The sequence below is a fragment of the Streptomyces sp. NPDC015220 genome (assembly GCF_043079345.1).
GTDB lineage: Bacteria > Actinomycetota > Actinomycetes > Streptomycetales > Streptomycetaceae > Streptomyces.
In genome coordinates this window covers 271,985-284,481 of the sequence record NZ_JBIBUK010000007.1, presented here as the reverse complement: position 1 = coordinate 284,481, position 12,497 = coordinate 271,985, and the positions used below count along the sequence as shown (strand labels likewise).

General features: G+C 72.2%; 12 protein-coding genes. 11 read left to right on the top strand and 1 reads right to left on the bottom strand.

Features of this window, described 5'->3' with window-relative positions; genetic code table 11:
- Nucleotide 1 precedes the first annotated feature (1 nt).
- The 9 genes from ACF061_RS18055 to ACF061_RS18015 all read left to right on the top strand — a co-directional run bounded on the left by ACF061_RS18055 (nucleotide 2) and on the right by ACF061_RS18015 (nucleotide 9,328).
- On the top strand, nucleotides 2-265 hold the full coding sequence (locus tag ACF061_RS18055; protein ID WP_392267847.1) for an acyl carrier protein: 264 nt from the start codon (nucleotides 2-4) through the stop codon (nucleotides 263-265).
- Complete coding sequence (locus tag ACF061_RS18050; protein WP_392267846.1) at nucleotides 258-1,355, top strand: acyl-CoA dehydrogenase family protein; 1,098 nt, start codon at nucleotides 258-260, stop codon at nucleotides 1,353-1,355. Before ACF061_RS18055 ends, ACF061_RS18050 begins: the two co-directional genes overlap by 8 nt.
- Nucleotides 1,352-2,338, top strand: a complete 987-nt coding sequence (locus ACF061_RS18045; RefSeq protein WP_392267845.1) for a 3-oxoacyl-[acyl-carrier-protein] synthase III C-terminal domain-containing protein — start codon at nucleotides 1,352-1,354, stop codon at nucleotides 2,336-2,338. Before ACF061_RS18050 ends, ACF061_RS18045 begins: the two co-directional genes overlap by 4 nt.
- On the top strand, nucleotides 2,338-3,408 hold the full coding sequence (locus ACF061_RS18040) for an HAD-IIIC family phosphatase (protein ID WP_392267844.1): 1,071 nt from the start codon (nucleotides 2,338-2,340) through the stop codon (nucleotides 3,406-3,408). The genes ACF061_RS18045 and ACF061_RS18040 overlap by 1 nt, the downstream gene beginning before the upstream one ends.
- Nucleotides 3,405-4,964, top strand: a complete 1,560-nt coding sequence (locus ACF061_RS18035) for an amino acid adenylation domain-containing protein (protein ID WP_392267843.1) — start codon at nucleotides 3,405-3,407, stop codon at nucleotides 4,962-4,964. The genes ACF061_RS18040 and ACF061_RS18035 overlap by 4 nt, the downstream gene beginning before the upstream one ends.
- A gap of 33 nt (nucleotides 4,965-4,997) precedes the next feature.
- A complete protein-coding gene (locus ACF061_RS18030) occupies nucleotides 4,998-6,251 on the top strand; it encodes an MFS transporter (RefSeq protein WP_392267842.1) in 1,254 nt (417 codons plus the stop codon).
- 9 nt (nucleotides 6,252-6,260) lie between these two features.
- A complete protein-coding gene (locus ACF061_RS18025) occupies nucleotides 6,261-7,328 on the top strand; it encodes a MupA/Atu3671 family FMN-dependent luciferase-like monooxygenase (protein WP_392267841.1) in 1,068 nt (355 codons plus the stop codon).
- Entirely contained in the window at nucleotides 7,328-8,299 is a 972-nt protein-coding gene (locus ACF061_RS18020) for a 3-oxoacyl-ACP synthase III family protein (protein WP_392267840.1), read from the top strand. The genes ACF061_RS18025 and ACF061_RS18020 overlap by 1 nt, the downstream gene beginning before the upstream one ends.
- Before the next feature lie 333 nt (nucleotides 8,300-8,632).
- A complete protein-coding gene (locus tag ACF061_RS18015) occupies nucleotides 8,633-9,328 on the top strand; it encodes a thioesterase II family protein (protein ID WP_392267839.1) in 696 nt (231 codons plus the stop codon).
- An 87-nt stretch (nucleotides 9,329-9,415) separates the two neighbouring features.
- On the opposite strand, the gene ACF061_RS18010 is transcribed toward ACF061_RS18015, so the two are convergent.
- Nucleotides 9,416-10,120 (bottom strand): 4'-phosphopantetheinyl transferase family protein, encoded by a 705-nt coding sequence (locus ACF061_RS18010; protein WP_392267838.1) that lies wholly within the window; start codon nucleotides 10,118-10,120, stop codon nucleotides 9,416-9,418.
- A gap of 721 nt (nucleotides 10,121-10,841) precedes the next feature.
- Here ACF061_RS18010 and ACF061_RS18005 point away from each other — a divergent pair.
- Nucleotides 10,842-11,009, top strand: coding sequence for a hypothetical protein (locus ACF061_RS18005; protein ID WP_392267837.1), 168 nt, complete (start codon nucleotides 10,842-10,844; stop codon nucleotides 11,007-11,009).
- Between the two features lie 631 nt (nucleotides 11,010-11,640).
- Nucleotides 11,641-12,300 (top strand): LuxR C-terminal-related transcriptional regulator, encoded by a 660-nt coding sequence (locus ACF061_RS18000; protein WP_392267836.1) that lies wholly within the window; start codon nucleotides 11,641-11,643, stop codon nucleotides 12,298-12,300.
- Nucleotides 12,301-12,497 lie beyond the last annotated feature (197 nt).

Here is a 12,497-nt window from a genome sequence, read left to right as displayed (position 1 = left end):
CATGGACACCACGGCCACACCGCTGACCGACGAGGCGATCCGCGCGAACCTCACCGAGTTCCTGGCGGCGCGCACCAAGCAGCAGGTCACCCACGACCTCGACCTGTTCGCCACCGGACTGGTCTCCTCGCTGTTCGCGATGGAGCTGCTGACGCACATCGAGGGCGCCTTCGGACTCACCGTGCCGCCGCAGGAGCTGAAGCTGGACTCCTTCCGCACGCTGGACGCCATGACCGCGCTCGTCCTGAGGATCACCGGTGACTGACGCGTCCGAGTGGGTGGGCGAGCTGATCGGCGACCGGGCCGGCGCCTGGGACCTGAGCGGCGAGCTGCCCCGCGACCTGGTGCGCGAGCTGGGCGTCAAGGGCCTGCTGTGCGCCCAGGTGCCCACGGAGTACGGCGGGGCCGGGTGGAGCAGCCTGGAGAACGGCGAGTTCACCGCGTCCGTCGGCAGCCGCTGCTCGTCCCTGCGCAGTCTGATGACCTCGCAGGGCATGGCCGCCTGGGCGGTGCAGCGCTTCGGCGACACCGACCAGAAGGTGGAACACCTGTCGGCGCTGACGTCGGGCTCGGTCGCCGGGGTCGCCTTCAGCGAGGTGGGCGCCGGCAGCGACCTGTCGGCCATGCGGACCCGGATCGAGGAGGACGGCGACGACGTCCTCGTCACCGGTTCGAAGGTGTGGGTCACCGGGGCCGGCTACGCCGACCGGCTGGTGGTCTTCGGCCGGTACGGCGACGGCGCGGCGGCGTTGGTGGTGCCCACCGACGCCCCCGGCGTCACCGTCGCCCGGGTCCCCGATCCGCTCGGCTGCCGCGCCGCCGGGCACTCCGACGTGACGCTGGACGCGGTGCGGCTGCCCCGTCGGCACCTGCTCGGCGGTGCGGGCCTGCCGCTGGACTGGCTGGTCACCTCGGTCCTGACCTACGGGCGGCTCTCGGTGGCCTGGGGCTGTGTGGGCATGCTGCGCTGCTGCCTGACCGAGACCGCCGGGCACGCCTCGCGCCGCGAGCAGTTCGGCAGCCCCCTGGCCGAGCACCAGCTCGTCGCCGGGCACCTGGCCGATCTGCTGACGGCCGAGAACACCGCCACACGGTGCTGCGAGCACGCCAGCCGGTGCTGGGACGAGGGCAGCTCCGAGCTGCCGACCGCCGCGGTCGTCGCCAAGCAGGTGGCCGCCGAGGGCGCGGCCCGGGGCGGGGCCACGGCGGTGCAGGTGCTCGGCTCGGCGGGCAGCCGCGACGGAAGCCCGGTGGCCCGGGTGTACCGGGACGCCAAGCTCATGGAGATCATCGAGGGGAGCAGTGAGATATGCCGGCTGCTGCTGGCGCGCCACGCGGTGGCGGTGTGGGCGTGAGCGCGGACACGACCATCGGCCTGGGCCGCACCCGTGTCCTGCTGCCGGACGTGCGGGTGCCGGTCAAGGAGCTGCCCGAGTTCGGCCAGCTCGGCCACGAGGAGGCCGAGTTCGTCGCCACGAGCGGCATCGAGACGGTCGGTGTGTTCGAGGACCGGACCTCGGGCGAGCTGGCCGCGCAGGTCACCCGCGAACTGCACGAGGAGGTGGCGGGCGAGGGCGGCCCGGACGCCGACGTCCTGCTGCTCGTCGGTCCGCGCGCGCCCGACGTGCTGCTCGGCTCGGACGCCTGCCGGGTGCAGAAGGACGCCGGCCTCGCCTCGGCGTTCGCGTTCACCGTGGACGGGGTCGGCTGTGTGGGGTCCAGCGCCGCCTGGGCGCTCGGCCGCGACCTGCTGCTGGCCGACCCCTCCCGGCGCAGCGTGACCATCGCGCACGCCAGCCGCCCCACCGGCGTCGACCGGGTCCGGTTCCCGGTCACGATCATCGGCGACGGCGCGTACGCCACCACACTGGTCCGCGGCGGCCGTCCGGTGCTGCGCGCGCACCGGATGGAGACCGACGGCTCGTTCCACGACCTGTTCGGCGTCGACTACAAGCAGGTGCCCTGGTACGAGTGGCGCGAGGAGTGCGCCTCGCCCGACCGTTACCGGTTCGAGCTGGCCATGCACAGCAGGCAGCGGATCGCGCGGCTGGTGGACGAGACGCTGGCCGACGCGGGCATCACCCGCGCCGACGTGGCGGTCACGCTGATGCAGAACGTCACCGCCGGGGCCTTCACCTTCTACGAGACGCTGCTCGGCCTGCCGATCCACCAGGTCTGCCGCGACCAGCTGTCCGGGCTGGGCCACCTCGGCGCGATGGACGTGGTGCTCAATCTCGACCAGCTGCTGGCCACCGGCGAGCTCGCCGAGGGCGACCACGTGCTGGTGCTCAACAACAGTCCGGTCGCCGCGTGGGCGGTGACCCTGTGGGAGGTGTGATGAAGACCGTCAAATGCCTCGTATGGGATCTCGACAACACGCTGTGGCAGGGGACCGTCCTGGAGGACGGCCGGGTCACGCTCGACCCGCGCGTCCGCGAGGTGGTGGCCGAGCTGGACAGGCGCGGCATCCTCCAGTCGGTCGCCAGCAAGAACGACCACGACCTGGCCTGGAAGTGGCTGGAGGAGCTGGGGGTCGCCGAGTACTTCATCCTCCCGGAGATCGGCTGGCACCCCAAGTCGCAGTCGGTGCGCCGGATCGCCGACAAGCTCAACTTCGCCGACTCGGTGATGGCGTTCGTCGACGACCTGCCGGTGGAGCGCGCCGAGGTCGCCCACCACCTGCCCGAGGTGCGCTGCTACGACGCGGCCCAGGTCCTGGACCTGCCGGCGCTGCCGGAGTTCAACCCGGCGACCGTCACCGACGAGTCGAGGCAGCGGCGGCTGATCTACCGCTCGGGCTTCGAACGCGAGGCGGCGCGGGAGGGGTTCGAGGGACCCGACGAGGACTTCCTGCGCACCCTCGACCTGGAGCTGGTGGTGCGCCGCGCGAGCGAGACCGACCTGGCCCGGGTGGAGGAACTGACCCTGCGCACCAGCCAGATGAACGCCACCGGCGTGCACTACTCGGACGAGACGCTGCGCGGCCTGCTCACCGACCCCGACCACGACGTGCTCGTGGCGAGCATGAGGGACCGGTTCGGGTCGCACGGTTCGGTCGGCATCATCCTGCTCGAACGGCACCCCTCGGTGTGGCGTCTGAAGCTGCTGGCCACCTCGTGCCGGGTCGTCTCCTTCGGCGCCGGCTCGGTGCTGCTGCGCTGGCTCATGAGCCAGGCCGCGCTCGCGGGCGCCCACCTGGCCGGCGACTTCCGGCGCACCGACCGCAACCGGATGATGGAGGTCGCCTACCGCTTCGCCGGCCTGACCGACCAGCGGTGCGACTGCCTGGCCGAGCTGTCCGTCGACCCGGGGACCCCGGAGATCCAGGTGCTCCACGTCGAGCCCGAGGTCTTCGAACCGCCCACGACCATGCGTCTGATCGTTCCGGATCTGCAGGAGGCACGATGACGGAGCACGGAACGATGTACGAGTGGTTCGCGGCCTCCGCCGCGCGGTACCCCGGTCACAGCGCCGTGGAGGCGGGCGGGACCACGCTGACCTACCGCGAACTGCGCGAGTGCGCGGACGCGGTGGCCGAGCGCATCCTGCGGACCACCGGCGAGCCGCCGCGCCGGGTCGCGCTGCTGGCCGCGCGCGGCATCACCGCCTTCGCCGGCTACCTGGCCGCGCTGCGGCTGGGCGCGACGGTCGTCCCGCTCAACCCCGGCTACCCCGCCGAGCGCAACCGGCGAAGCCGGTCCCTGGCGCGGCCGGACGTGCTGATCGCCGACGCCGCCGGAGCGGCGCAGCTCACCGACGAGGACACCGGACCCATCCTGCGGTTCACCGACGAGGAGGTCGCGGGGCTGCGGGGCGGGGCCGGACTGCCGCCGCTCACCGCATCGCCGGACGACGTCGCCTACATCCTGTTCACCTCCGGCTCGACCGGCCGCCCCAAGGGCGTGCCGATCCGGCACCGCAACGTGACGCCCTTCCTGGCGCACAACGTCACCCGGTTCGAGGTCGGCCCCGGCTGCCGCATGTCGCACACCTTCGACCTGACCTTCGACCCGTCGGTGTACGACCTGTTCGTCACCTGGTCCGGGGGCGCGACGCTGGTGGTGCCCGGCGGACAGGACATGCTCACACCGGTCGACTACCTCGAACGCAACCGCATCACGCACTGGTTCTCGGTGCCGTCGGTGGTGTCGGTCGCCGCCGAGCTGGGCAACCTCCCGGCCGGCGGCGCGAGTTCGCTGCGGCACAGCGTGTTCATCGGCGAGCAGCTCACCGCCGAGCAGGCCAGGGCCTGGCACGCGGTGGCCCCGCGGGCCAAGGTCACCAACGTGTACGGGCCGACCGAACTCACCATCCAGTGCACCGAGTACTCGCTGCCCGACGACCCCGCCGCCTGGCCGGCCACCTCCAACGGGACCATCCCCATCGGCGACGTCTACGGCTTCCTCGAATTCCTGGTGCTCGACGAGGAGGGCAAGCCCGCCAAGGAAGGGGAGCTCTTCGTCCGGGGCCCGCAGCGGTTCGACGGCTACCTCGACCCGTCCGACAACGAGAACCGCTTCATCGGCTTCGGCGGGGGCCGCTCGCTCCCGGCGGTCGGGGACCTGACGGCCGACCACTACTACCGCACCGGTGACCGCGTCCGGTACGAGCACGGCACCCTGGTCCACCTCGGCCGGACCGACAACCAGGTCAAGGTGCGCGGCTACCGGATCGAGCTGGGCGAGATCGAGGCCGCGCTGCGCAAGCACCCGGAGATCGGGCAGGCCGTCGTGGTCGCGGTCCGCGAGGGCGACGAGACGCGTCTCTTCGGCTGCTACACCGGTTCCCCGCTCGAACGGGCCGAGCTGCTGCGCTGGTTGCGCAAGCGCGTGCCCGTCCACTCGGTCCCGCGGCGGATGCATCACGTGGACTCCCTCCCGCTCAACGCCAATGGGAAGATCGACCGCGGCAGAGTGCGGGAACTGGTGGCCGAGCGCGAGCGTGCCGTTCCGACGTCGCACTGAGAGGCAACAGCTCGATCAGGAAGCAGAGCACACATGTCATTCCTCCGTGGGTTACTCCGGGACACCATCCCCCCGGCCGGCATCATCCGGCTGCTCAGCCTGAGCAACCTCGCCAAGACCGCCGGACACGGCATCCTGATGGCGGTCAGCGTCCTGTACTTCACCCGGACGGTGCACATCTCCGCCGACCGGGTAGGCCTGGCGCTGAGCCTGGGCGCGGCCATCGGGATGCTCGGCAGCATCCCGGCGGGCCATCTCGCCGACCGGTTCGGGCCGCGCGCGGTCACCATCGTCTGCCTGTTCCTGCTCGGCGTGTTCGCCGCCGGGTACGCGCTGGTGACCGGGTTCGCCGGGCTGGTCGTCGCGGTCAGTCTGGCGCTGATGGCCGAGAGCGCCACGGACGCGGCACGGGGTGCGCTGGTCGCGGGGCTGATACCGCCGGACGAACGGGTCCGCACGTTCTCCTACATGCGGTCGGTGGCCAACATCGGCATCGCCGCCGGAGCCATGGCGGGCGGCGTCGCGCTCTACTTCGACACCAAGGCCATCTACCTCGGTGTGCTCGTCCTCGGCGGAGTGCTCTTCCTGATCTCGGGCGCCGCCTACTTCGCCGTGCCGGCGGTTCCGGCGACGGCGCACAAGGGAGGGTCGCGCACGGCGGTGCTGCGCGACCGCCCGTACGTGGTGCTGGCGCTGCTCAACACGGTGCTGGTCATGCACATCTCGATCCTCACCGTCGCGCTGCCCATCTGGATCACCACCCGGACCTCCAGCCCGACCTGGACCTACTCGCTGGCGCTGATCGTCAACACCGCGATGGTGGTGCTGCTCCAGGTCCGGGTGAGCAAGGGCAGCGAGAAGGCGGCGGGCGGCGGACGGGCGTTCCGCCGTACCGGGCTGGCGCTGGCGGCGTGCTGCGCGCTGTTCGCGCTGGCGCAGGGCAGGCCGGCCTGGCTGGCACTGCTGCTGCTGGCCGCCGGGGTGATGGCGCACACGCTCGGCGAGATGCTGCAGGGCGCCGGGCAGTGGTCGGTGTCGTTCTCGCTCGCCCCCGAGCACGCGCAGGGACAGTACCAGGGACTGTTCGCCATGTCCGTGCAGCTCGGCACCGTCGCGACCCCGGCCCTGGTGACCTTCCTGCTGACACACTTCGCCTGGGCGGGCTGGGTGCTGCTGGCCGTTCCGCTGGCCCTGGCCGGACTGGCCGCGCCGCCCGCCGTCCGCTGGGCCGAGGCGACCAGGGACCGGATCGCCGTGCAGCAGGCGGTCCCCGAAACGACAAGCTAGGAGCCAAGCGTGGACTTCAGCCTGTTCTACTTCGCCAACGACAGCAACGAGAACGAGACGGACCGCTACCAACTGCTGTTGGAGGGCGCGAAGTTCGCCGACCGGAACGGTTTCTCGGCGGTATGGACCCCGGAACGGCACTTCCATCCGTTCGGCGGCCTCTATCCCAACCCGGCGGTGACCGGCGCCGCGGTGGCCGCGGTGACCGAGCGGATCGAGATCAGGGCGGGCAGTGTGGTGTCCCCGCTGCACCACCCGCTGCGGATCGCCGAGGAGTGGTCCGTGGTGGACAACATCTCCGGGGGCCGCGCCGGAATCTCGTTCGCCTCGGGCTGGAACGCGGCCGACTTCGTGCTCGCCCCCGGCAACTACGAGGACCGCCGAACGCTCGTCCGCGAGCACGTGGAGCAGGTCCGCGCCCTCTGGCGCGGCGAGACGATGTCGTTGACGGACGGCGTCGGAACACAGCGGGACGTCGCCGTCTATCCGCGCCCGGTACGGCAGCGGCTCCCGGTGTGGGTGACCAGCGCCGGCAGTGTCGAGACGTTCCGCGCCGCCGGACGGCTGGGCGCGGGAGTCCTCACCCACCTGCTCGGCCAGGAGCCGGACGAACTGGCCGGGAAGATCACCGCCTACCGGGAGGCGCTGGCCGAACGGCCCGGACACGACGGCTGGAACGGGCACGTCGCCCTGATGGTGCACACCTTCGTGGGCGACGACGAGGCGGAGGTGAAGGAACTGGTGCGCGCACCGCTCTCGGACTACCTGCGCAGCTCGCTCGGGCTGCTGCTGGGCGCGCGCTACGACGGCGCGCGGATGGTCGACCCGAAGAAGCTGTCCGCGGCCGACACCGAGTTCATCGTCGGCCGCGCGTTCGACCGCTACTTCGAGACCGGCGGTCTGCTCGGGACCGTGGACAAGGCGGCGCGGACCGCCGCGGACTTCGCCGCGCTCGGCGTGGACGAGGCGGCCTGCCTGATCGACTTCGGGCTGCCGACCAAGGCGGTGCTGGCCGGGCTGGACCCGCTGGACGAGGTCAGGAAGCGGATCGCCGCGGGATCGGCGGAGGGCCGGTGATGGCGAGCGGCATCGTCGATCTCGCGTACGTGCTGCCGAGCGGGACGGCCCGGGTGGAGGACCTGTCCCGGTCCTCGGGCCTGCCGGCGGACCAGATCCAGCGGATCACCGTCACCCCCGAATGGCCCGTGCTCGCCCCGGGCGAGCAGCCGTGGGACCTGGCCATCCGGGCGGCCCGCACGGTGCTGGACCGGACGGGAGTCGCCCCGGCCTCGATCGGCAAGGTGATCTACGCCGGATCGGGCGAGTGGGAGCCCGCGTTCTGGTCGCCCGCGGCCAAGGCGGCGGACGCCCTGGACATCCGCGCGGCGCACTGCCTGGAGGTGGTCAACTTCTGCAACTCCGCCTCGCCGGCCCTGCAGCTGGCCGCCGACGAGACGGCGCTGAACCGCAGCGAGTACGTGCTCGTCCTGCTGGGGGACCGGCTCAGCCAACTGGTCGACCACGAGGACCCCGAGTCCAAGGCGCTGTTCAACTTCGCCGACGCGGCGGCCGCGGTGCTGGTGGGGAGCCGGCGCAGCGAGTTCGAGATCCTGCACACGGCGCTGCGCACGGACGCCTCCTGGGTCGACTACTACTCCGCCGACCGCGAGGACTTCGTGACCCTGGTGCGCCGGCGGGGACGCCGCTCCGGCCTGCGCCAGGCGTACCTGAAGAACCTCGCCGAGCTGGTCGACGTGACGCTCGGCTCGCTGGGCCGGAGCCGGGCCGACGTCGCCCGGCTGCTGATCAACCAGACCGACCGGACGATGCACGAGGAACTCCTCGACGACCTGGGCATCGCGCGGGAACGCAGCGTCTTCAACTACCACCGCTACGCGCACCAGGGCCCCGCGGACACCTTCATCGCCCTCGCCGACCTGAAGGCCGAGGGACGGCTGGACCCGGGCGACCTGATCCTCCTCTGCACGAGCGGGGTCGGGTTCAGCTGGGGCGTCACGGCGCTGGAGTACCGGCCGCACTCGGACTGACGGATCGCGGCGGAGCCCGCCGGTCACCGATGCGCCCGGAGCGGGGCGCGGTGCCGCCGGCGCCGGACGGCCGTACCGTCCGGCTCCGCACCGCTTCCGGCACGCTGACGCCCGTTCCGCCGGCCGCGGCGGGAACGGCAGGAAGGAGATCACGGTGTCGCCCCTCCAGGGCACCATCCCCCTCGGACACGGCGCCCGGGTGCCCTGCCCGCGCGGTCCCCGGTGAACGGCGGGGCCTTCGGGGCCGGGGTGAAGGACCTGCGGCGATGGCCGGCGTCCGCGCCCGGGGCGGCCCCGGGGCGGCCGGGGCCGGGAAATGCTCCGTTCACCCTCGTGTTCCTGCACCACGCCGGGGGTTCGGCCACGGCCTTCGCCCCGTTCGCGCGGTGGCTTCCCCCTCAGTGGAACGTGCTGTCCGTCGACCTCCCCGGCCGGCTGATGGCCAGGGGGGAGCGGCCGTGCCGCACCTCCGTGGAGGCCGTCGACTTCCTGGTCCCCCGGCTGCGGCCCCTTCTCACCGGCCCCTACGCGGTGTTCGGGCACAGCATGGGGGCGCTGATCGCCTTCGAGACGGCCCGGGAACTGTCACGGACGGGCGTGCCGCCGGTCTGGGTGGGGCTCTCCGGGGCCTCCGCCCCGGGGCACTCGCCCGACCGGGGCCGGCGCCACCTGTGGTCGCGCGAACAGCTGACCGCCTTCATGCGGAAGGCGGGCGGCACCCCGGAGTCGGTCTTCGGGATGCCGGACGTCCTGGACCGGATGATGCGGGTGCTGCGTGGCGACCTCGCGATCGTGGACACCTACCGCAAGCACCCCGGCCCGCCCCTGCACGTTCCGGTCTCGGTGTTCTTCGGGCGTCAGGACCCGGTGGTCCCGCCGCGGACGACCGCTTTCTGGAGCGAGCACACGACGGCGGCGACCAGGACCCATGCCTGGCCGGGCGGCCACTTCTACTTGTTCGACCAGTTGGAAGCCGTAGGCGCCGCCATCCAGCGGGAGGTCGCCGCCGTCTGCCTCGCGGCCCGGTGAGCCCGCGCGGTCGCCGTCGGCGCGCGCCCCGGTCCGTGCCGGGCACCGGCACGGACCCGGTCCGCGCCGACCGGGGCGATCGCGCGATCAGCCCGGGGTGCGGACGGCCAGGGCGGCGGCGAAGCCGTCGGGCGCGGCGACGTCGGTGACGCTCCAGCCCTCGGGCGCGGGTGCGGGATGCTCCCCGGTGCCGAGGTAGTCGCGTGACAGGTCGTCGGACAGGCCGGTGCCCAGGCCTTTGAGGTAGGCCTCCTTGCGCGTCCAGACCCGGGCGAACGCCAGCGGACTGTCGGTGTCGTCCAGGGCCCGCAGTTCGGCGGCCTCCCGCGGGTGCAGCATCCGCGTCACGTCGGCGACGGTCCGCGGCCCCGGCAGCCGTTCGATGTCCGCGCCGACCGGTGTGGACGACAGTGCCAGCAGCACCATCGGGCCGCTGTGGGAGAGGGAGAAGTGCACGGCGCCGCCGGTGACGGAGGGACGGCCGTGCGGCCCGCCGCACCCCGGGCAGGGATCGCGCTCCAGGCGCAGTGCCCGGGGCTCCCGCCCCACGGCCGCCGCCACCAGCTGACGCAGCGCCACATGAGCGAGCACGTAGGCGAGCCGGGCCTCCTCGTCGCGGAAGGCGGCCGCACGCTCGAGCTCGGCGTCGTCCAGCACGGTGCGCGCGAGCCGGGTGGCCCGGTGCCCTTCCCGGCCGGCGTCGGCCACCCACACCGAGGGCGTCCGGGGCCGGGCCGGCGGACTGGCCGGCGAGAAGAGGCTCGGGACTGTCAGGACGGGCGAGGTCGGCACCCGTACAGCATAGGCAGCGGACCGAGGCGGCCGGCCGGTTCCTCGTGGGCGCCCGTCCTGGTCTGTGGTGTCCGGCACTTCACGCGCGGGGCCGTCGATGCCGGCCGGGTCCTTCCGTGCATATATGCAAGCGCGGGTCCTGTCAAAGAGCCGGCCGCGCGGAGGGTCCGGATCACTCGGCCGCCGGGCGCCCGGACCGCTTTCGATTCGTCCCCGCGAGCTGTGTCGCATCGGGGCGGATGCCGGACCCATGGGTATTTCGACAGGGCCGCATTCGTCTCGCTCCGGGCAAAACGCTCGCCTGTGTGAACTCGTCGATATTGGCCGGATCATTACTGTGCGGCGACCGGTTCGTCGCGATGTAAGGACGAGAAGAAGGTGGTCACGTCCATCTTCGTGACATCACCCGTTCAACCTGGGCCGAGAAGTGGGGTCTTTCCGTAAGCGGCGCTGTCCGATAACGTGATCTAGCTCGTCAGTTCAGCTCTTCGAGTTCGCCTTAGCCGCTCCTTGACAACCCGCCAGGAGGATCGTGTGGAACTTGAGTTGATCGACTGCTCGCCTTGGTATGCGGTGTTCGCAATGACGGGTGTCAGTCCCGATGACGGGATCTGTGCATTGTTCGCGCGGAAAGGTGCCGGCTGTCGGGGCGGGAGCGCCGTAATGGCGGGTGCGCTCGGCGGCGGCCGGGTCGGCTCGAGCGTCTCACCGGGGGTGTGACGTGGCGCATCTGTACCACCTCTTCGTCGAGGGGGCCGGACCGGACGCCCGACCGACCGCCCGCGACGACGCCCCGACCTGGATGAGGCGCGCCCAACGCCTGGAGCGGGAACAGCGGGCCGGTGCGCGGCCGGCGGACACGGAGGACGTGTCCGCCTCGGACGGGTGACACCGCCCGGTTCCCGGCAGCCGGCGCCGTGCGGGCATCGCGGCCCGCCCACGGCACGTCCGGCGAGAGCCTCCGACCTGGACGGACCGCGGACCGTCACCCTTGCCGCGCGCTGAGGACATGCCTCCTCCTGGAGGAGCGGTAGCCGACGGCGCGTGGCGCGTCCGGCGGCGTTCCGGCGCCCCGGGTCACCGCGTGGCTCCGGCCGTCGTGCACGCGCCGCCGCTCCTGACCGCGTCCGGCTGCCCGACGGACGCCCCCCGTGGCCGTCGGCCGCCCGGGGCGCCGCCTCGGAGGGGCGCGCCGGAGGGGGCGTGACCCGAACGCTCGCGTGCGCCTCCGTCGACCGGCCGCCGCCGGCCGCCGGAAGACCGGCGGTGAGGTCCGCGACGGTGTCGTGGCGGACCCGTGCCGCACCCCGACCGCCGGATGTGGGCCCCACACCCGGTCGCCCGTACTGACCACCGATCCACCACGACCGAAGGTGGCGGCCGTGTCGCCGCCGCCTGGCTGAGCCATGGCCGCGGGCCGGTCTCCGGCCGCGCCGGCGCCGTGAGAATTCGGACCGCCCGCCGTACCCACGCCACGAACCACAGCAACTGTGATTTCAAGCGAAGGATCAGCGACCGTCATGTGCAAGGAACAACTTCTCGACTTGCCGGGAGCCGCACCTCTCTCTGGGGCACTGAAGCACCGCCTGCAATCCGCACGTCAAGCGTTCATCGCGGTGGCCGACGACGAGGAGACCTGGTTCGACACGATCCGGCAATCGCTGTGCGGCAACGCGAGTGCCGCCGGCACTCCGCCGCGGGTCCTCGTTCTGTGCGATCGCATTCCGCGGAGAGCAGCCTCCTCGTGCCAGGCGCCCCCACCGAGCAGTATGCAGATATGCGTCGTGGACGAAGTTCCCGCGCAATTCGCCGTGTTCGACCGGGAGGTCGCGTTCAGTCTGGTCGGCAGCGTGCCGGTCGAAGCGACGGACGCCGCCGCGGTGGAGTCGCTGGCGAAATGTTTCGAGTCGCTGTGGCGGCGCGGTCGGTTACTGACCGGGGCGCCCGATCCGGGTATCGGCGCATCCGCGTGGTCCGACGACGTGCAACTCGCCATAATGAGACGACTGGTGAACGGTGACACGGAGGACAAGATCGGCCGCTGTCTCGGGATGAGCCGCCGCACCGTCGCCGCGCACGTCGCGAGAATCTCCCGGCGACTGGGCAGTACCAGCCGCACCCAACTCGGATACCTCATCGCCAAAGGCAACCTGCTGGACCCGTTCGACCTCGCCGACTGAGCGACTTCTCCGCACATCCCGGCATTACTGGATCACAGGCGGATTCGCTTCGGTGCTGCCACAGGGGCACGGCCCGCGCTACGGTGCCCCTGTGGCTCGGAGGGATTCGGTTCGGCCGGTCGTTCCCGGCCCGTCGGAGCCGATGCCACCAAAAGCTCCTCCCGCACATCGCCGGAATTCCGGCGCCGGTGCGCTTT